We start from the raw sequence: 20864 nt of genomic DNA on the forward strand, positions 1-20864 counted from the left end.
AAGGTAGATCATGATTTTAGGTAAGTCGCTTCTTGCCGCTGTCCTGGCGGGAACGATCGTGGGCAACACGCCGACGCCGGCACCGGAAGCACAGGCTCCCGCCCAACGGGCGAACGGGGTGACTCTGATCACCGGTGACCGTGTCGTCGTCGCCGACCGCGGGCACCGGGTGGATCCCGGACCCGGCCGGCAGGACGTCGGCTTCACGAGCCAGGTACGTGACGGGCACCTGTACGTGATTCCGTCCGACGCCCAGACCTTGGTCACTCAGGGGGTGCTCGACGGACGGCTGTTCGACGTCACCCAGCTGCTGCAGTGGCGATACGGCGACGCCGACACCCGCGACATCCCGCTGATCATGCAGTCGGCATCGGGCCCGGCCCCTGCGCTCCGGGGCGCGCAGGGTACCCGGCAGCTCGCCGGCCTCGGCATGACCACGCTTCGCCTGCCCAAGGGCAGCGCGGCTCAGACGTGGAAGGAGGTGGCGGGCGGCGCCCGCGCCCTGGCGGCGGGGCGTACCAAGCTGTGGCTGGACGGCCGCAGGTCGTTCTCGCTGGACCAGAGCGTCAAGCAGATCGGCGCCCCGCAGGCGTGGCCGCAGGGCATGACAGGCAAGGGCGTTACCGTCGCGGTCCTCGACTCCGGCTACGACCCCGATCATCCGGACCTGAAGGACGCGGTGGCGCAGGAGCGCAATTTCAGCGACGATCCCGACATTCGCGACACTCTCGGCCACGGCACCCATGTCGCCTCGATCGTGGCGGGCAGGGATGGGAAGTACCGGGGTGTGGCGCCGGAGGCGAAGCTGGCCATCGGGAAGGTGGGCGGCGCCGCAGGCCCGACCGAATCGGCCATCCTCGCCGGCATGGAGTGGGCGGCCGTCGAGATCAAGGCCAAGGTCGTCAACATGAGCTTCGGCGACACGGACGGCCCCGATCTGGACCCGCTGGAGCAGGCGGTCAACACGCTGTCGGAGCGTACCGGCACGCTGTTCGTCGCGGCGGCGGGAAACGACGGAGCCGGCGGCAGGGTGTCGAGCCCCGGTAGCGCTGAGGCGGCGCTGACCGTGGGCGCGGTGGACAAGCAGGGCCGGCTGGCCGACTTCTCCAGCCCGGGGCCGCGAGTGAGCGACCACGCGATCAAACCCGAGGTGACCGCGCCGGGCGTGGACATCGTGGCCGCGGCCGCCGCGGGCACCGCCGACGGCCCTCACCAGTCGTTGAGCGGCACCTCGATGGCCAGCCCGCACGTGGCGGGGGCGGCGGCGATCCTGGCCCAGCGCCATCCGGAGTGGACGGGCGCGCAGCTCAAGGCCGCGCTGATCGGCAGCGCCGCGCCCGCTGAGGGCGCGACGCTCTATCAGCAGGGAGCCGGGCTGATCGACCTGGTACGCGCGCTGAAGCAGCAGGTCGTGGCCGTGCAGGGCAACGCCTGGGCGGCCTTTCCCTGGAACGCCACCGGCGAGCGGGTGACGACCAAAACGATCACGTACGCCAACGCGAGCGACGCTCCGGTCATCCTGGACCTGTCGGCTCAGGGCGAGGTGCTGAACCTGCCGGCCGATCAGGTCACGGTCCCGGCCAAGGGCGAGGCCTCGATCACGCTCACCATCGACGCCGGCGGCAAGGCGCCGGGCGACTACCCGGGAACGGTCACCGCCAGATCGGGCGAGATGGTGGTCCGCACGCTGGCCGGCGCCTACGTCGAGCTGGAGTCGTATGACGTCACCCTCACCGTCCTCGGGAGGCAGGGCCTTCCGGTCACCCCCAGGATCGGCCAGATTTATGATGCGAAGACCGGGACTGTCCATTCGCCGGTCTTCCGCGACGGCGTGGCGCGAGTCCGGCTGCCCAAGGGCGACTGGAGCCTCTACAGCGACATTGTGGAGAAAATCGACGGGAAATTCCCCAGGACGATCGCTGTTTCCACGCTGACGATCGACGGCGGCGACCAGCGGCTCACGGTGGATGCGCGGCAGGGCAAGGCGACCACGGTCACGCTTGACGACCCCAGCGCCCTGTTGGAGAACGGATACCAGACCGGGCTTGTCCATGGCGCATGGAACACCTGGACCATGGCATTCCGCGCGGACGTCAACTCCGAATTCTTCGTCATTCCCGCCCGCGTGCCGGGTCTTACCTACAGTCTCGGGACCAAGTGGCTCAGCAAGGACGTGTCCCCCAGCCCGTACATCTACGACCTCGTCGACCAACGCAGGGACGGCCTCCCCGAGGATCCTGCCTACAACGCCAGGCAGAAGGATCTGGCGAAGGTCACCGCGACCTACCGGGCCTCAGGAGTGGCGGCCACGGGCACTCCGCTGGCCGGACTGCACGACCCTGATTTCCCCGGCTCGACCCTGGGGCCGCTGGTCGGCGACATCACTTTGCCCGGCACGCTCATCCACTACCGCACCCCGGGGCTGACCTACGAGAGCGGGTTCGAGGCCGGCACCTCGCTGATGTTCGACGGCGGCAGGCTCATGAAGCGCGGCCAGACCCGCGAGGTCTGGAACACCGCGGTCACCGGGCCGTCGTTCCTGCTGCCGGGCGGCAACCGTACCGGCGACAAGCTGACCTTCTCCGGAGTGGGGCTGTTCGCCGACGGGGGCGCGGGCAGGACGGGGTCGGACACCGCCGCCACCGGCACCGCCACCCTCGCCAAGGACGGGCAGGTGCTGGCCACCGCCGACCTCGCCGGCTGCTCGGTCTACGAGCCGCGAGGGTGCGAGCTGCGCGCCGACCTTCCCTCCGGGCGCAGCTCGTACACGCTGACCGCGTCGATGCGCAGGCAGGTCCCGCACTCGGCGCTGTCCACCGGCGTGGAGTCCGTGTGGACGTTCCCGTCCGCAACCACCGCCAAGGCGCAGCCGCTGCCGCTGACCGCGGTCCGTTACAGCCCCGAGGGCCTGGACGACTCGAACCGCGCCAAGCCGGGCAGCGTGACCCGCCTGCCCGTCCGGATCGAGCGCAACCCCGGGTCCGCGCCGGTGCAGGCGACGTCGGTCCGGCTGGAGATGTCCGTGGACGACGGCGCGAACTGGCGCAAGATCCCGGTCGCCCGCACCGGTTCGGGCTGGTCCGCCATGGTGCCCAACCCGGGTACGGCCGGGTTCGTCTCGCTCCGCGCGGTGGTGACCGACGCGGCGGGCCTCGGACTGACCCAGACGATCACCCGCGCCTACGCCGTCGGCTGACAGTGATGCGGCATGGCGCCTTGAACGTGGGTCTAGCGTGTTTAGACCAAAACACGCTAGACCCAGGCAGGAACGTTTCGGTCGAAACGTTCTCTGGACATCCATTCGAGGACCGGGTACGACCGTGACGATCGCTGGGGGTGGCTGGGCTTCGGGACGGGCTGAGCGATCGCCGCCGCAGGCCTCCTTCGTCGCCCCCCGGCATCGAGCCCGATGGGCGTCTGAGGCTGGCTGGTGACCTCCTCGATCCGGTCCAGCTTGGTTTCGGCGTCAACGAGCCGTAAGTAGTCGATGCTGGTCAGCGGTGCCGGCGGTGAGGTGTCGGTGTCGCCGCGCAGCTCGGGGCGTGCCTTGGGATGGGCGTGCCGCCCGATCGTGAACGCTCTGGCCGCCGCGACCGGCTTGCCGTTCACCCGTACTTCGATCCGGGTCAGGTCGAAGGGGTCGAAGGCCGGCTCGACGTAGCGGCCGGCCAGCTCGTGGCCGACTTCGTAGGCGTTGTGGTGCAGGGTGACGGTGCCGACCTTGGACGCTTTGCGGCGTTCGGTCCACAAGAATGCTTCGGCCGGTTGGGCCGGGGAGGGAACCACCAGCGGCCCGGGGAGTCCTTGCTGCCAGCGGGCCAGGGGCTTGGCGCCGGTCTCGGAGTGGATCTGCTGGCGGTAGGAGGTCTCCACCCACGCAACGAACAGCTTGCTCAGCTCGGCCAGGTCGGCCAGGTCGGCCAGGTCGGCCACGGCCGTGCCGCCCGTGCTGGAGGTGCGTCGATCTCGACCAGGAACTGAGCGCGCATCGAGCGCCAAAACCTCTCGATCTTGCCCTTGTCTCTGGCCGGTGTGGGGTGGAGTGGATCAGCTTGATGCCCAGGCAGGCGCATGCCCGCAACACTCAGGCATCGACGTAGGCGGCGCCGTTGTCGATGTAGATCGCCGATGGGATGCCGCGGGCTTGCAGGGCCGGGCGCAGCGCGGCGGTCATCCGCACCACATCTTCCCGATATCGCCAGCGCCCGCCCATGACCGTACCCTCCTGTGCCACACCGACCGCAACGCCGACCTGGAGCTGCACCGCGAGCTTGCGGCACGCGGCGCCTACCTGGTCGATCACATCTGCCTCGGCACGGATGCCGGCCGCCGCTCCATGCTCCGCGCGTACGGCGAAGGACCGGTGAATGGACGTCCTCGGTCGGGTCTTCCTGCCCCGCCTCGAACGCCGGCTCGGCCGCGACACCGTCGATGTGATCGTGAGGGATGCGCCCGCCGCCCTGTTCTCGGGCGCGATATCCCTTTGACCGAGTCCAGTGCCCGATCAGTCGTCGATGGTGGAGGGCGGCGTTCCCAGCGCCTCCAATGCGGGCCAGAAGTCGTCGGGAATCGTGGTCCGGTGCAGCTCCTCGAGCTGCGTGATCCGTTCCGGCCGGCCTACGCCGACCACCGTGGAGTGGATCAGCGGGCTGCGCAGTGAGAAGTGCAGCGCCGCGGCGGCCAGCTCGATCGAGTACGCGTGGCACAGCTCGCGGGCACGGCCGACCCAGTCCAGCAGCTCCGGCGACGCCTCGCGGTAGGCGTAGCGGGTGCCGCGGCCGGCCAGCAGCCCGCCGCCGAAGGGAGCGGCGTTGAAGATGCCCATACCGCGCGCCGCCGCCTCGGTCATCAGCTCCTCGGCGCGCCGGTCGACCAAGGTGTAGCGGTTGTGCGTGAGCAGGACGTCGAACGCGCCGCTGGTCACGTACCGGGTCATCAGCTGGATCTCGCCGGCGGCGATGCCGATGGCGCCGGCCAGCCCTTGCTCGCGAAGCTCGATCATGCCCTGCACCGCCCCGCCACGTGCGAAGGCCTCCTCGACGGTGATCGTGTACGGGTCGTGCAGGTGCAGCAGAGGCAACCTCTCCAGTCCGAGCCGCGCCGCCGTCTCCTCGAAGGATCGCCAGACGCGATCCCGGTCGAAGCGTCCGGTCTCGGGGTCGGCGTCGGTTTTGGAGACGATGGTGCGCCCGGCCGGCAGCCCGTACGCCGCGAGGGCCTGCCCGAGGGCGGTCTCGCTGCGGCCTTGGGCGTAGTTGTTCGAGGTGTCGATGACCGCGTACGGCGCCGAGAGCAACGTCCGCGCCAGCTTCACCGACTCCGGCGCGGGAGAGCCGTCCGGCTGGGCGGGATCACCGAGCGTCGAGGTGCCCAGGCTGATCGCGCTCACAAGAAGACCGGTAGCGCCGAGCGGACGCACGTGGTCAAGGGTCATGGTCGGTTCGTCCTTGCTACTTCAGACCCGTGGTGGCGACCCCCTTGACGAGGTAACGCTGACCGACGAGAAACACGATGAAGACAGGTATCAACGTAACGATGGACATGGCGAACATCGACCCCCACGACGCCCCGCTCGTGGCATCGACGTAGTTGCGCAGCGCGACAGGAGCGGTCTGAACCTCAGGCTTGGTCAAATAGATCAGCTGGCTGAAGAAGTCGTTCCAGGTCCAGATGAACGTGAAGATCGCCGTTGTGGCCAGAGCCGGCACCGAGATCGGCAACAGGATGCGCAAGTAGATCCGCCAGTAACCGGCCCCGTCGAGCTTGGCCGCCTCGTCGTCGCCGCTCTCAGGGCCTTTTTTTCTACCGCGGGGCGGGGGCGGGGCCGGTGGAGTCGCGGATGACGAGGTGGGTGGCGAGTTCGATGTGGAGGGCTTCGACGGTGTGACCGGCGATGAGACGCATGAGGAGGGTGACGGCCATGCGGCCCATCTCTTCGAGGGGCTGGCGGACGGTGGTGAGCCTGGGAAGGGTGCTGAGGCTGAGGTAGAGGTCGTCGAACCCGGTGATGGAGAGGTCTTCGGGGACGCGGAGGCCGTGTTCGAAGGCGGCGCGCAGAGCGCCGACGGCGGACTTGTCGTTGAAGGCGACGATGGCGGTGGGGCGTTCGGGAAGGTCGAGAAGGCGGCGGGCGGAGTCGTAGCCCCAGTCGGTGACCGGTTCGCGGTTGCGGACGATGAGCTCGGGGGAGGTGAGGAGTCCGGCATCGGCGAGGGCTGAGGCATGGCCGGCGAGGCGGTATTCGCTGGCCAGCCACTCCTGAGGGCCGCCGATGACGCCGATGCGGCGGTGCCCGAGTTCGATGAGGTGGGCGGTGAGGTTCCGGGCGCCGGCGAAATGGGAGGCCGCCACCGAGGCGATGTCGCGCGGCGGCTGGAGACGCGGATCGATCACGACGAACGGGAATCCCTGGGCACGTAGCTCCTCCAGTTCCTCGTTGGTCTCCGAGGGGACGATGAAGATCGCTCCGGCGATGTCCGGGTCGTCGGGGAGCCCGGAGATGACGCTCGCTTCGCGGGCCGCGTCGCCTGCGCTGAGGATGAGGCGGCGGCCGTGCAGGTCGAGGGTCTCGGCGACCGAGGAGACGATCATCCCGAAGTAGTCGGTCAGCAGGTAGGGGCAGCGTACGTAGACGGCGCCTGCGGGGCGGTCCTCCGAAGCAGAGCCGGGGATCACGGCGGTGCTTCCGAGCCTGTCCAGAGCCTCCTGTACCAGAGCACGGGTTTCTGGCGCGACGTAATCATGGCCGTTCATGACCCGCGAAACGGTCGCGATCGACACGCCCGCCTCGGTGGCGATGGCTCGGACGGTGACCTTGCCGCTGCGCCGCCTAGCCATAAGTTACATCACTTCGTTTCACAGACACAGCATACCGTTATTCGATCTCCAGGGCTGTGTGCAGGGAACTCTTGACAAGGCGGAGCCGTCCGAGTACTCATGTGACACGAAAAATTTTACAGGAACGTTTCATTTTGTTTCATCGATGTTCTCCCCCACCCCCCATCGAAGGAGGAGCATCATGCATCTCCGCCGAAGCCTCGCCACGGCCACGGCCCTCGGCTGTGTGCTAGCAGGCACCCTCACCCTCCACACCACGTCGGCTCAGGCGGCGCCGTCCGTCCAAATCTGGCTGACCACGGCCGACGGGTCCGCCAAACTGGTCCGACAGCCCGACACCGCGTTCGGCGCCACCACTTTGGCGCGCAACGTGACTGTGTCCCCCGCCGAGACCCACCAGACCATGACGGGCTTTGGCGCCTCCATCACCGGCGCCTCCGCCTCACTGATCGCGGCCATGCCGAAGGCCCGACGTAACGCGTTGATGGCCGATCTGTTTCAGACGGCTGGCCTCAACTACCTGCGCCAGCCGATCGGCGCGACCGACTTCAACCGAACCGCCGACTTCTACACCTATGATGACGGCGCCGCCGACCCGACCCTGTCGCGGTTCAGCGTCCAGCGGGACGAGACCGAGAACATCCTGCCGCTCGTCCGCCAGGCCAGGCAGCTCAACCCGGCGCTCAAGGTGATGGGCTCCGCATGGAGCGCACCGGCCTGGATGAAGGACTCGAACAACCTCAACGGCGGCTCGCTCAAGAGCGAATATGTCGCCACCTACGCCGACTACCTGGTGAAGTTCGTGCAGGCGTACGGGGCCGCGGGCGTCCCGGTCGACGACCTGACGGTCCAGAACGAGCCGCTGTTCCCCACCAGCTACCCGTCGATGGTCATGTCGTCCGAGCAGCAGGCCGATCTGATCAAGCAGCTCGATGCCAAGCTCACCGCAGCGGGGCTCAACACCCGGATCTGGGCCTACGACCACAACTGGGACCGCCCCGACTACCCCCTCGACGTGTTCTCGAGGGCCGGAGACGTCTCCCGCCTGGTCGGTGCCGCCTTCCACTGCTACGGCGGACAGGTCTCCGCCCAGCAGCAGGTCGTCAACGCCGGCAAGCGGGTCATGTTCACCGAGTGCAGCGGCACTGACAGCGCCGACAGTGCCGCCACGTTCGCCGACACGCTGATGTGGCATGCGGAGAACCTGTTCATCCAGAACGCCCGCAACGGCGGGGAGTCCACCATCACCTGGAACCTGGCCCTGAACCCGTCGGGCGGCCCGCACCAGGGTCATTGCTCCAACCGCTGCAACGGCGTCGTCGAGATCAACGGCTCAAGGTACACCCGCAACGCCGAGTACTACGTCCTCTCCCACGCCGCGAGGTTCGTGAAGCCGGGCGCGGTCAGGGTCGGCTCCACCAGCTCCGCCGAGGTCCAGAACGTCGCCTTCGTCAACCCGGACGGTTTCCGTGTCCTCGTCGCCCTCAACACCACCACTTCGGCGCAGCCCTTCTCCGTCACGGAGAACGACCGTACCTTCGCCTCCAGCCTCCCGGCGCGCTCTATGGCCACCTACACCTGGCCCGCTCCGTCCGGTACCCCCGGCGGCGTGCTCAGCCGGACCGGCTGGACGGCCACCGCTTCGGTGTCGGCGGCCGGGGAGGCTCCCGCTCGTGCGCTGGACGGCGACGAGTCGACCCGCTGGTCGACGGGCCAGGCCCAGGCGAACGGTCAGTGGTTCCAGGTCGACCTCGGCCAGGCCCGCACTTTCTCCACCCTGCGCATCACCTCCGCGGGCGGCGATGAGCCCCGCGGCTTCCAGGTCTACGCCTCCGACAACCCCCGATCGTGGGGTACGGCGATCGCCTCCGGCACCGGAACCGCCACGACCACGGTGTCCTTCCCCACGCAGACCAAGCGCTACCTGCGGATCGTCCAGACCGGCTCGGCCGGCAACTGGTGGTCCATCCACGAGCTCAACCTGTACTCCTGATCCGCCCCCGAACCACAGGAATCCAGATGAGAACACCGATGAGAATGGCCGCAGCCCTGTTCGCGGTCGCCCTTGCGGCGACTGCCTGTGGAGGCGAAGGCGCCCAGGAGGCCACAGCGACGCGGACGGTCGACTTCTGGTACTACCAGCCGACGCCCGACCAGGCCGTCAAGGTCAAGCAACTGGCCAAGGACTTCGAGTCCGCCAACCCCGGCATCAAGATCAAGCTGACCGAGATCCCCAAGGACGACTACAACACCAAGCTCGCCACCGCGCTCAACGGCAGCGGCGCCCCCGACGCCGGCTACCTCGACCAGCCCCAGATGGCCAGGTTCGCGGGCGGCGGACAGCTCGCCGAGGTCCCGGCCGGGACGATCGAGGAGGCCGATTACTACCCCGGTGCCCTCGGCACCAACAAGGTCGCGGGCAAGCTGATGGGCATCCCCCTCCAGCAGACCACGGTCGTGCTGTTCTACAACAAGAAGTACATCCAGACCCCGCCGACCACCTGGGCCGAGCTGATCGCCGCGTCCGAGAAGGTTCACCGCGAGCACCCGAACGTCGCCGGGGTCTCCCTGCCCAAGGGTGACGGCTTCGGCGCTTGGATCTTCCCCGCCTTCGTCGCCTCGGCCGGCGGAACGATGGTCGACGAGGCCGCCAAGAAGATCACTTTCAACGGTCCTCAAGGCCAGGAGGCGCTGGGCCTGTGGCGCACCCTGCTGACGAGCTCCCCGAGGAAGATCACCAACACCGACCAGGCGTTCCAGAAGGGCCTGGCCGCCATGACCTTCTCCGGCCCCTGGGACGTCCTGGGCATCCGCGAGCAGTTCCCCCAGCTGAAGTTCGGCGTCTCCCTGCTGCCGAAGAAGCTGGAGGAGGCCTCCACGATCGGCGGCGACAACGGCGTCGTCTTCAGCAAGGCCGACAACCCCGACGCCGCCTGGAAGTGGCTGAAGTTCCTGTCCAGCGCTGAGCACAACGCGCAGTACGCCGACATCACCGGCAACTTCCCCGTCAACAAGAAGGCCGCCGCCACCTCGGCGCTGGCCGGCGACCCCGACATGAAGATCGTCATCCAGCAACTGGAGTCGGCACGTCCCCGTCCCGCGCTCACCGAGTGGATCAAGGTCAACGACGACGTCTTGGCCAAGGCCATCGAAGAGGGCGTGGACGGTGACACATCGCCGGCTGAGGCATTGAACGCCGCCGCCACCCGGGCCACCAAGGTCCTCGGATGGAGCTGATACGGCAGGCGGGCGCCCGAAAAGGCGCCCGCCCCGACACGTTCGTAGGCTGGCTGTTCGTCACCCCGGCCATCCTGCACACGATCGTCTTCATGGCGGTTCCCGCCGCGGGCGCGCTGTTCCTCAGCTTCACCGAATGGGACATGACCTCCGCACCCCGCTGGACCGGCCTGCGGAATTACCAGGAGATCCTCTTCGACCGCGACCTCTACCCCGACTTTTGGATCTCGGTCCGGGTGACCCTTCTCTACGCGGTCCTGGCCGTCCCGGCAGCGCTGTTCACCGGATTCGTCCAGGCCTACCTGATCGACACGGTCCGGCGCGGGCAGGGCTTCTTCCGGCTCGCGTTCTACCTGCCGGTCGTGACGGCCGAAGCCGCCGTCGCCGCGATCTGGCGATGGTTGTACGACCCGCAGTTCGGCCTCATCAACGAGGCTCTCGGCCTGATCGGGATTGAGGGGCCCGACTGGCTCGGCATCCCGGAAATGGTCGTCCCGGCGCTCGTGCTGATCGCCGCCTGGCAATCGGGCACCGCGATGCTGATCTTCCTGGCCGGGATGAAAGGCATCCCGCGGAACCTGTACGAGGCCGCCGAGATCGACGGCGCGAACCGGCGCGCGCAACTGTTCAGCCTGACGCTCCCGCTGCTGCGCCCCACCACCTTCTACCTGACGGTCACCGGGGTCATCTTCGCGCTGCAGATGTTCGGCGTCGTCTACGTGCTCTTCGGCAGAGACATCGGCGGACCGGAGTCGGCGGGCCTCACCTACGTGCTGCAGCTGTACGTGTCGGGGTTCCGGGACGGCGAGATGGGCGTGGCCAGCGCCATGTCGTTCCTGCTGTTCATAGCGACCCTGCTCATCACCGCGCTGCAGTTCCGCCTCAGCCGAAGGGACGCCGCCTCATGACCCTGCTCGCCGAACGGACCCGGCCTCCGGTGGGTCACCGACGCGCGGGGAGCCGGTCGGGACGGCGCGCCCCGGCCCCGCTGCGCGTCGTGGCCTTCCTGCTCCTGGCTGCCGGCTCACTCGTCGCACTCGCCCCGTTCGCCTGGATGGTGGCCACCTCGTTCAAGCAGCCGCAGGACGTGTTCACCTCCACGCCGCACCTGCTGCCGACCACCGAGGAAGGCGACTGGGCGGGCACCCTCGCCAACTACACCGAGGTCTTCGAGCTGGGCGGGTTCGGCGGGGCGTTCCTCAACAGTGTCCTGGTCGTCGCCGTGCTGATCCCGCTCAAGGTGTTCTGCTCGGCACTGGCCGCCTACGCCTTCGCCCGCATCCCCTTTCCCGGACGGGACCGGCTGTTCGCCGCGTTGCTGGCAACGATCATGCTGCCGAGCGTTGCCCTGCTCGTGCCGAAGGTCTACGTCACCCAGTGGCTCGGCATGGCCGACAGCCTGACCGGCCTGATCGTGCCGAGCCTGGTCTCGGCGTTCGACATCTTCCTGCTCCGCCAGTTCTTCCTGACCCACCCCAAGGAGGTGGAGGAGGCCGCCATGATGGACGGCGCGAGCCGGCTGCGGATCTTCTGGAGCATCGCGCTGCCCATGGCCCGGCCGGCCCTCGCGGTCGTGACGATCACCGCGTTCATCTTTCACTGGAACGACCTGCTCTGGCCCCTGGTCATCCTCAGCGACCAGGACAACTACACGCTGCCGCTGGCCCTTCAAGCGCTCGCCTCGGGGCGGGTCGCCCAGCCGCACCTCGTCATGGCCGGAGCGGTCGTCGCCGTCATGCCCGTGATCCTCATCTTCCTCATCTTCCAGCGCCGCATCCTCGACGGCATCCAGTTCACCGGACTCAAGTAATCGGAGCCTCCCTTTGCTCATCACCGCCGAGTACCCGTTTTTCCGCGACCGCCCCGAGGTATGGCGCGACCGGCTGACCACCCTCGTCGCCGCAACCGGCGTCAAAGCGGTCACCACCTATATCCCGTGGCGGCACCACCAGCCCGACGCCGCCGCACCGCCCGACCTGACCGACGCGGTCGCCTTCGTCCGGCTCTGCGGCGAGCTCGGGCTGCAAGTCATCGTCAAACCCGGCCCGTTCGTCCACGCCGAGCTCAACTACGGCGGCCTGCCTGACTGGGTGTGCCCCCTCGCCGATCCCGGGATCGAGCCGCAGCTGGGCGCCGACGGAGCTCCCGTCACATGGTCGGGATCCGAACTCGACGCCGACGGCAGCGCCGTCCCCTGGCCACTTCCCGCCCCCCTCGGTTCACGCTTCGCAGCGCTCGCCGAGCGGTGGCTGCGCGAGGCGGGCCGGGCCCTGTTCACCCCCGACCTGGTGACGCCCGCAGGGCCGATCATCGGGAGCCAGATCGGGAACGAAGGCCTGTTCACCAACGGCGCCCGCCCACTGTCGGCATACGACTACAGCGCGTCCGGGCTGGAGTTCTTCCGCACCGTCCTGGCCCGCGAGTACGGAGACGTCGCCGGCTACAACGCACGGCACGGCACCGCCTACACCGCCTTCGCCGAGGTCGAGCCACCGCGCGGCCCGGCGACCCCGCTCCAGCACGTCGACTGGGGTCGCTTCCACGCCGCCTACCTGACCGAGGTGCTGCGCCGCTGGACCGACGCGTTCGCCCCGCCTGTCCCGGTCGTGCTCAACCTCAACCCGCCCGCGGGCGACGACGGCGACCTGGACGCCTGGCTCGCCCGCGTCCGGCCGGAGACCTGGGACGGCCTGCAGTACGGCTTCACCAACTGGATGGGCGTGGTCTCCGCCGACCGGTCGGCCCACGCCCGCTACGTGATCGCCGCCAAACGCGCCGCCGGACCGAACATGGAGGAGAACTGGGGCTTCTCCAAGCTGTACGACACCGCCTACGCCTCAGGCGCCACCAGCTTCCACCAGACCCTCCTCGCCCTGGCGGCCGGTGCAACGGGATTCAACATCTACACCGCGATCGCCACCACCGACTGGACACCCGCGCTCGACGCCGTCCTGTCCGCCCCCTACCCGGACTGCCCGCCGATCGACGGCGACGGCCGCCCCACGGGCAAGGCCGCGGCCGTGAAGATGCTCGCCGACTACTTCACGCTCCACGGCACGGAGTACCTCGAATGCGCTCCCGTCACCTACGCCACCTGGGGCCTATACACCCCCTACGCCGCGATCGGCGCCTGGTCGCCCGGCGCCGCCGAGCAGTGCGGACGGCCGCTGCTGGACTTCCACCACCGGATGCGCGCCGCAGGCCGCGACTACCGGATCGTCGATCTGGAGCACGCCGATCTGGCCGGGCACGACCGGATCGCTCTGCACGGCGGGCAGTTCATGCACCGTGCAGTCCAAGACAAGCTCGCCGCCCATCTGGCCGCCGGTGGACACGTCTACCTCGAGGGCACGGAACCCGTGCACGACGAGCACGGCGAACCCTGCAGTATCCTCGCCGACGCGCTGCACCGCACCGCGCCCCGCGACCTCACCGCGGAGGACGGGGTCACCGTCTTGTCCGGCGCGGCTGACGCCTACCTCCGGATCCACCCGGACCATGACGTCTGCTATGCGACCGTCCTGGTCCAAAGCGACTCGGATCCGGTGATCGAACTGGAACTCCGCCACAGGGGCCGCACCCATCAGATCGAGATCGTCGCGGCCAGGGGCGGCGCGGCCGTCCTGCGCGTCGTCGCGGGCCGGCTCGACGACCACCTCGTCAAGGCCACCAACAGCCATCTCGGATCGGCCGTCTCGGCCTCGATCCGCTTCGACGGCGAGCAGATCGCCGCCCCTCCGTCCGCCGATCTGCGCCGGATCGGCGGGTCCCCCATCGAGAAGACCGTAGCCTGAAGGAAGCGCCATAACGCCAGGGGCGTCGCCCCTGGCCGGGCACCACGATCGCCGTACCCCGGCCAACGCCAACCCCATGCCCGTCGCCCAAGTCTGGCTGACCACCGGTGATGAGCGGAACTGGGTACGGCCCGCCGGCCCCGCCGCACCGACCATCACCGTGAACCCTCGAGAGACCTACCAGAAGATCAACGGCTTCGGCGCGTCCCCCACCGACTCCGTCGCCCACGGCGCCACCCACGACGTCGCCGTGCAGATCGTCGAGCGGAACCCCGCCGAGGCCGGGTTCGTCCCTCAGCCCAAGCGATGGGGGGTGGAGCAGACCTACGGCACGATGTCCCTGCACCGGCGCCTGGTACGAGTCACGGGTGTACTGGGCGATGACCGACGTGATGTCCCGCCGGCTGACCGGCCCTTCCACCCCCGCCTGGCGCGACACGTGAGCACCCCGGACCCCCGGCGCGTGGCTGCTGGACCGGATCGACGCCCGCGAGAAGGCGCTGACCGGCCACATCGAACAGATCCACGCTCAGATCGAGGAGTTGACCGCCCGCCTGCGGGACCTCGACCAGGACCTCGATCATCTGCGGATCACCCGCAAGACCTTGCTCGTCCTCGCCGGCGAGCCCCGTCCGGCCTCCCCGCCACCACCGGCTCCCGCAGTGCCCGACCATCCCGCCTACCAGCAGATTCTCACCCTCATGGCCGACACCGGCCAGCCCTCACGAGCGCGTGACCTCTGCTTGGCCCTGGACCTGCCCCTGGCGCGTAAGAACATCGAGAACACCCGCGCCAGCTCAAGCGCCTGGTCAGCCTGGGCATTCTCGTGGAGATCGAGCCGGGATTGTTCGCTGAGCCGCGTCCATAGCCTGGCAACGAGCCCGTGACCAGCCCTCCTCATGCAGCGCAAGCGATCAGAGGGACATCAACTCGCGAACCGGCCTTTGATAATCATCGGCGTCGTTTTTGCGGGCGTCGGCCTGGTCGCCCTGACCGTCGCGGCCTTCCCGCTCTCGTTCCCGGCGTCCCGGGGCTGATCTTCTCGGGCATCGCCGCCGCCCGCTTCGTTCACCTGCGCCGGCAGTCGTCGCGTACGCATCTGCAGATGGCATCCGAATCCGGCACCATTGCACCCGGCCTATGAGGAACTCGCTGTTCCGATAACGTCATAGAGCGGTCGGCCATATTCGGCGATAGCGGCGCCATCGAGGGTTCGCTGCTTGCCTATTTCTCAACTTGGTGCTCCCAGTCGGCTTGACGCACGATGAAGCCGGGGGCTGCTTCTAGCTCGGTCCGCGCGGCGTCATCGCCGACGGCAGCGTGCGGCCGGCCGGATGAGGCGGGCGCGGCAGGCGCCGACGGATGTCCGACCAGGTCAGCGACGGCCTTTCGGGGCGCGGAGACTCTGCGGTGGTGTGAACGCCGAGAGGGGTCGCGCACGCACGGCGAGTAATGGTAGCCGATGCGAGGCTTGTTGACAATTTCTTGAATAGGGGAGATGTGTGGCTTATGTTCGCTTCAGGTGCCGAATTGCGGTCAGGGGGATCGTGAGTCAAGTTCTCGTTGTTCCGGTGCGGGTCGACGCTTTATGTCTTGACAAAGAGACCGAAGTCGTGCGGGGGGCAATGGATTTCAGCCGCCTGCCGTACGTGGAGCAAACAACAGGAAAAGACCATAATTCTGATACTTCATACCTAAGTGACAAACTTGTCCCGATTCCATTCCGGGACCGGACACTGCGCCTGAAGCCGGGCGTGCACCTGCATTGGACGTTGCCCGACGCGCTGACCCGGCTGGAGCAGCAAGGCGGCGTGACGCAGGTTCCGGCGGCGCCCGACCGGTGGCTGGTGACCCGGAGCCGTGACGGCGTGGTCGACGCCCAGTGGGTGGTGGAGAGCGACTTCCTGGCCCCGCCCGGCGATCGCGGAGGCGGGATCACCTACCCGGTGGAGCGGGACGTGCCATTCCGGCGGCTCGGCCGCCGGGTGCCGCTCAACGCCTGGACGGAGAGCGCCGCCGACGACCGGCTGCCGGAGATCACGGCGATCGGCTATGGGGACGCCACGTTCGCCGCCTTCTATCCGAACTGCCACAGCGTCTTCGGCCTGCACGATCCCTCTCACTCGGGGACTCCGCCGCGTGGCGTCGCCTACGACGTCGTTGGCTGGTACGCCGACCGGGCCAAGGACGCCCTCGCACGAGCCGACGCGGGAGGGGCGGAACGGTCCGTGTGCTACGCGCGGGTGGTCTTCGAGCCGGAGAGCGATGCCGAGAGGCGGCCTGCCGCGGATGGGGAGTCCGGGGTCTTCGTGGGCAGTACCGCGACCGAGGCGCTGGCGGCCCACCTGGGGACCGTGCTCGGCGGACACGAGCCCGACGAGGTGGAGAACCTCCTGGAGGCCCTTGCGTTCGCCGACCGCTTGGAGGCGAAACCGCTGGACGTCGGCGCGAAGCTCACCGAGGCGCGCCACGCGCGGACCTTCCACCCGTTGCCCGCGGGCATGGTGTGGACCATCCAGCGCAAGGACCATCCGGACGCCACCACGGACCAGCGGCAGCGCAGGGAGCGCCGGCCTCTCCCGCACTGGCTGGGTGACCTGCTGAACCGGCTGAACACTGCGCAGGAGACCCATGATCGGGCCGTCCGGGAACTGGCCGGCATGCGCGAGCGGCTGTTCGCCGACTGGCACAGGTACCAGCACTGCGCCTACCCCACGACAAGCGCGACGGGCACCCGGCACGACCTCCCCGAACCAGATGAGGTCCGGCAGTACTTGGAACGCAGCATCGTCCGGGTCGACGAGGCGATCGCACTGGCGGGCGAGGACGGCCTGCGGCAGGTGAAAGCCCGGGTGGAGAAGGCGCTCACGAATTACAACGCCCAGAACGCGCAGGAGATCGCCGCCGAGCTGGTCCTCGAGAGCCTCGCCGCCCCGCAGTACTACGAGCCCGGCGAACCCGTCGTGCTCCTCACCGGGGACATCGCGACGCCCTCCCACAGGTACGGGCGGGACGACACCGCGGCGTCCGGCAAGCCGCAGGCCCGCCAAGTGGTCGATGTCCCGGAGCCGATCGAACCGGCCGTGCTCCGCGAGCGAGTAGCGGCGCTCGGTGTCGGCGGCCACGTCTGGCGGCGAGCGCCATGGCATCCGCTGCTGGCGCAGTGGGAGGTCGAGTTCTTTCCCACGGGACCGGGCGGCAATCTCCAACCGGCCGACCGCAACTACGACGCCACGTACATCACCGGCAACTACACCCTGGTCGCCGACGACGTGGAGCTGCGGCCACGGCCGGACACCGGCGTCGGCGTCAAGGGCGCCAACGTCTACGCCGGCACCAGCGTGGTGACCTCCGCCACGCGTCCGATCCTCTCCGCAAGGCTCCTGAGCTACCTGGCCGGGCACATCCTGGAGCCGTACGCCGAGGCGACCAACCAGGAGATGGACGCCGAGCGGTTCCGCCAGGACCCCGGCCCGGTCCTTCGCTGGTACGGCGAGAACGGGACCGACCAGCGCCTGCGGACGATCGTCAAGATCTGCCGTCACCTGCGCGAGCACGAGCACGGCAACCTCGCCCAGGCCCTGACCGGCCTGAACGACGCGCTCGTCATGCGCCGTCTGGGCCGCCAGCTCCCTATCGGCGATCCGCTCGGCTTTCCCGATCACCAGGAGTTCGCCGGCAGGGTCGCGCGGGCGGTGGGCCCCGAGACCCGGTACACGCCGCAGCCCCATCACGACTTCCACCCGGTCAGGGCCGGCACGCTGCTGCTCAGGCGGCTGCGCCTGATCGACAACTTCGGGATCACCCACGATGTGGACACGAGCGATCAGGTGACCACGACTCAGTTGCGCGTGCCCGGCCACCCGGGCTGGGTGGCGATGCCGCCCCGGCTCACCCAGCCGGCCCGCCTGACGTTCCGCTGGCTCGACTCCGACCACGACTCCCGGCAGGCGAACGACGTGCCGGAAACGTCGCCGGTCTGTGGCTGGATCGTTCCCGACGACATCGACACGGCCGTGGAGTTCTACGACGAGCAGGGGCGCGCGCTCGGCCAGCTGGAGGCGCGGGCGCAGCCCGGCGACCCGCGGCTCGCCCGCTGGACGGACGGCTCCCTGGCCCGGGTCGGCAACCCGCACCTGCGGTCGGTGGCGAGGAGGATGCAGGCCCTGGGACCGGACCACCTCGCCCGGCTCATTCGGTCGCTGTTCGGGGTGCTCGACGGGATCGAGCCGGAGCAGCACGGCGACCTCCTGGCCGGGCGACCGCTGACCGTGGTGCGGGCCGAACTCGACCTGCAGCTGATGGGGTTGCCCGCGATCCACCAGGACTGGAACGCCTTCCGCCGCGACCTCGGGCGACGGGGCCGCGACTCCAACCGCTTCACCCAGGTGCGTTTCCCCGTACGCATCGGCGCGCACGGCCAGCTCAACGACGGGCTCGTGGGCCTGTGGCCCGACGAATCGGCCCCGCTCTTCCTCGTGACCGAGGACCCTGGGTTGACCTTCTCCATCGGCATGCCGCCGCGCCGACTCACCCTGCTCGTGGACCCCAGGGCACCCGTCCACGTCACCTCCGGCATCCTGCCGACGAAGTCGATCAGTATCCCGCCGGAGCACTACCGGCCGGTCATGGACAACCTCCGGCTGTCCTTCTTCGCCGCGCCGGTCCTGGCCGACGGCGACCGGCTGGACCTGCCCCTGCCGCAGAAGCCGGGCGAGCGGTGGTTCTGGCGGGACGGCGCCGGCACGCCAGGCCGCCCGCTCACCGAGGCGCCGGCCGACACGAGCTTTCCCGCCCTGCCCACCCTGCGGGAGGGGTGGCTGACCCGCAGACCCGTCCCCTCAGAATCCGAACGAGGTCCCGCCTGATGGAGAAGATCACGCTCTCCTTGTCGATACCAGAGATCAATCTGATCCTGGAGGCGCTCGGCCGCCTGCCGTACGCCCAGGTGTACGAGCTGATCGGGAACGTGCAGGAGCAGGCCCGCGGGCAGCTCTGCTCGCACCCGGCGGTCGCGGAGGGTCTGGCATGAGCCTGGTCCTGCACTGGCCGCTGCACACGGTCAGCCCGGAGAAGCGGGTGCTGGACTCCTCGCCTGCCCGCCTGCACGGAACGATTTACGGCGACGAGCCCGCCACCGTCCTCGATCCACGCTTCGGAAGCTGCCTGGAGTTCAACGGGACCACGGGAACGCCCACCTACGTGCTGCTGGAGCGCACCCCGGCCCTGGGCTTCGCCGCGTACACGGTCGAGGCGTGGGTCAAGCCTCTTCCGCGTTCCGGCACGGACGCCGTCGGCCTGCTCACCGCGGACAATCTCCATGTACTGGTCAACTCTGACGGCTCGATCGAGCACCGTTTCGCCCCGCTCTCCAACGACGAGTCCGAGCACACGAGCGCGGCGGGCGTCCTGCCCGCGGGTGCCTGGCGGCACGTGGCCGTCACATATCAAGACAAGGTCGCGCGAATATACCTGGACGGCACACTGAGCGCGGAGTACACGGCGCGCGCGGACCGGGCGCCCGCGGAATCAAGCCTGATGCTGGCGACGTACCGCAACCGGTTCTTCCCCGGACGCATTGCCCATTTCCGCATTTATAACAGTGAACTCTCTGAAGTAGAGATAAAACGGGATATGGCGGAGGACGAGGCGGCGCTGCAGGCGTACGTCGGCACCCGCCCGCTCGAGTTCGAGTTCGTCAACACCGACGAGCAGCCCGTGCTGTACGTCGAGCACGCGACGGCCGGCCAGACCATGACGCTGCGGCTGACCAACACCTCCAGGCACGGCATCGAGGCCATGCCCACGCAGGGCGAGCACCTGACGCTGCGGTTCAGGCGCGGTACGCTCGCGGCCGGGCTGCGGCCCGCCCTGGACAAGCCCGGCTGGACCATGACCGCCGATCCGGACACCGGCGAGCTGCGCCTGCGATGGCCGGAATCAACGCCGCTGGCCTCCGGCGCGTCGCTGGAACTCCCGATCGCGGGCCTGCGCGCCGGCGGCGGACAGGGGGCGCACCTCACCCGGATCGAGCTGGCCTACCGCAAGCTCAAGTACACCGGGGAGAGCGACGAGCTCACCGGGTCCCGGACGCGCCACCTGGAGATCCTGCGGCACCCGGGACGCGACGAGGTCCCGCTGGACCTGCGGATCGCGGGCGGCGACCGGGTGCTCTCCGACGGGGCGACGCCGGCCACCCTGCGGCTGAACCTGGCGAACGCGCTCGGCGCCGGAGGTGATCTGCAGCTCGGCGGCGCGTCCTTCACCGTCGGCTTCGTCGTACAGAACGACGGTGAGAGCCAGCCGTGGGCTCTCACCTCGGCGGCGAGCGCGCCCCAGGCCACGCTGAAGGTGGCGGCTCCGGGTTGGACCGTCGGCGACGGGAGCCTGCGAGACGGGCGGATGCGGTGGACGATCACTCCGGCCCAGGGCACCGTGCTGCTGTCGGGCGGGTCCGTGGAGCTGGTGCTGCAGAACGTGCTCGGGCTGCCGGTGCTCGGCCATGCGCAGGTCACCGTCGAGTACGAGCACGTGCCCGGCTACGTGAACGGCGCCCTGACCGCCCGGGTGGAGCGAAGCCCACTGTTGTTCACCGCGCACACAGCGCAGCTGACCGGCCTGCGCGTCGGCGCGATCCGAGACGCGGCGACGTGGGACCACGCCCTGGCCACCGTCAGCCGCGATGGATATCACATGCAGCTGCGGCGGGACACCGGCTCCGGCGGCGGCAGCATCGTCTTCCTGGAACTGTTCCAGGACAGGACCGAGGGCGACGAACTCACGTTCCCGAACATCCGCTTCCATCACACGGAGAAGTTCTGGCATCGGATCGAGGCCAGGAAAACCGGGTTCTTCCTCAAGGACGGCAACGAGACGCAGGACGTACTGGTCGATCTGCACGCGGCGACGGCGGTACTCACCGGGCTGCAGATCGGCGGGGTGACGATCGGTGAAAAGGAACTGCAGGCACTCAAACGGCTCGCCGCCGACGGATGA

General features: G+C 68.9%; 14 protein-coding genes and 1 pseudogene. 10 read left to right on the plus strand and 5 right to left on the minus strand.

Translation table 11 applies throughout. The annotated features are described in order from the left end of the window. Window positions 1-10 precede the first annotated feature (10 nt). Window positions 11-3196, plus strand: coding sequence for a S8 family serine peptidase (locus EDD27_RS42180; protein WP_127937482.1), 3186 nt, complete (start codon window positions 11-13; stop codon window positions 3194-3196). Between the two features lie 56 nt (window positions 3197-3252). On the opposite strand, the gene EDD27_RS42185 is transcribed toward EDD27_RS42180, so the two are convergent. From EDD27_RS42185 to EDD27_RS42205, 5 genes and pseudogenes are all read right to left on the minus strand, one after another. After that, on the minus strand, window positions 3253-3933 hold the full coding sequence (locus EDD27_RS42185; RefSeq protein WP_164904029.1) for a Mu transposase C-terminal domain-containing protein: 681 nt from the start codon (window positions 3931-3933) through the stop codon (window positions 3253-3255). A 151-nt stretch (window positions 3934-4084) separates the two neighbouring features. Further along, window positions 4085-4303, minus strand: a complete 219-nt coding sequence (locus EDD27_RS42190) for a hypothetical protein (RefSeq protein WP_127937486.1) — start codon at window positions 4301-4303, stop codon at window positions 4085-4087. Window positions 4304-4504: 201 nt separating this feature from the next. Next, window positions 4505-5434 carry an aldo/keto reductase gene (locus tag EDD27_RS42195; RefSeq protein WP_127937488.1) on the minus strand — a complete coding sequence of 310 codons (930 nt, stop codon included), beginning with the start codon at window positions 5432-5434 and terminating at the stop codon, window positions 4505-4507. Between the two features lie 16 nt (window positions 5435-5450). After that, a pseudogene (locus EDD27_RS42200) lies at window positions 5451-5777 on the minus strand (carbohydrate ABC transporter permease); the annotation flags it as partial. 25 nt (window positions 5778-5802) lie between these two features. After that, window positions 5803-6837, minus strand: a complete 1035-nt coding sequence (locus EDD27_RS42205) for a LacI family DNA-binding transcriptional regulator (RefSeq protein ID WP_127937490.1) — start codon at window positions 6835-6837, stop codon at window positions 5803-5805. 181 nt (window positions 6838-7018) lie between these two features. On the opposite strand from EDD27_RS42205, the gene EDD27_RS42210 reads away from it, so the two are divergent. The 9 genes from EDD27_RS42210 to EDD27_RS42245 all read left to right on the plus strand — a co-directional run bounded on the left by EDD27_RS42210 (window position 7019) and on the right by EDD27_RS42245 (window position 20864). After that, complete coding sequence (locus tag EDD27_RS42210) at window positions 7019-8830, plus strand: discoidin domain-containing protein (protein WP_164904030.1); 1812 nt, start codon at window positions 7019-7021, stop codon at window positions 8828-8830. 38 nt (window positions 8831-8868) lie between these two features. Next, on the plus strand, window positions 8869-10074 hold the full coding sequence (locus EDD27_RS42215; RefSeq protein ID WP_164904031.1) for an ABC transporter substrate-binding protein: 1206 nt from the start codon (window positions 8869-8871) through the stop codon (window positions 10072-10074). Beyond that, window positions 10065-10982: a carbohydrate ABC transporter permease gene (locus EDD27_RS42220; RefSeq protein ID WP_127937494.1), complete on the plus strand. Its 918-nt coding sequence runs from the start codon at window positions 10065-10067 to the stop codon at window positions 10980-10982. Before EDD27_RS42215 ends, EDD27_RS42220 begins: the two co-directional genes overlap by 10 nt. After that, complete coding sequence (locus EDD27_RS42225) at window positions 10979-11884, plus strand: carbohydrate ABC transporter permease (RefSeq protein ID WP_127937495.1); 906 nt, start codon at window positions 10979-10981, stop codon at window positions 11882-11884. Before EDD27_RS42220 ends, EDD27_RS42225 begins: the two co-directional genes overlap by 4 nt. Window positions 11885-11897: 13 nt before the next feature. Beyond that, a complete protein-coding gene (locus EDD27_RS42230) occupies window positions 11898-13868 on the plus strand; it encodes a beta-galactosidase (protein WP_127937497.1) in 1971 nt (656 codons plus the stop codon). A 542-nt stretch (window positions 13869-14410) separates the two neighbouring features. Continuing rightward, window positions 14411-14755, plus strand: coding sequence for a hypothetical protein (locus EDD27_RS42235; protein WP_206641891.1), 345 nt, complete (start codon window positions 14411-14413; stop codon window positions 14753-14755). Window positions 14756-15622: 867 nt separating this feature from the next. Further along, window positions 15623-18736 carry a hypothetical protein gene (locus EDD27_RS42240; RefSeq protein WP_127937499.1) on the plus strand — a complete coding sequence of 1038 codons (3114 nt, stop codon included), beginning with the start codon at window positions 15623-15625 and terminating at the stop codon, window positions 18734-18736. After that, a complete protein-coding gene (locus tag EDD27_RS54945; RefSeq protein WP_164904032.1) occupies window positions 18736-18900 on the plus strand; it encodes a hypothetical protein in 165 nt (54 codons plus the stop codon). Before EDD27_RS42240 ends, EDD27_RS54945 begins: the two co-directional genes overlap by 1 nt. Beyond that, a complete protein-coding gene (locus tag EDD27_RS42245; RefSeq protein ID WP_127937501.1) occupies window positions 18897-20864 on the plus strand; it encodes a LamG domain-containing protein in 1968 nt (655 codons plus the stop codon). Before EDD27_RS54945 ends, EDD27_RS42245 begins: the two co-directional genes overlap by 4 nt.

The sequence above is a fragment of the Nonomuraea polychroma genome (assembly GCF_004011505.1).
GTDB classification, from domain to species: Bacteria; Actinomycetota; Actinomycetes; order Streptosporangiales; family Streptosporangiaceae; genus Nonomuraea; species Nonomuraea polychroma.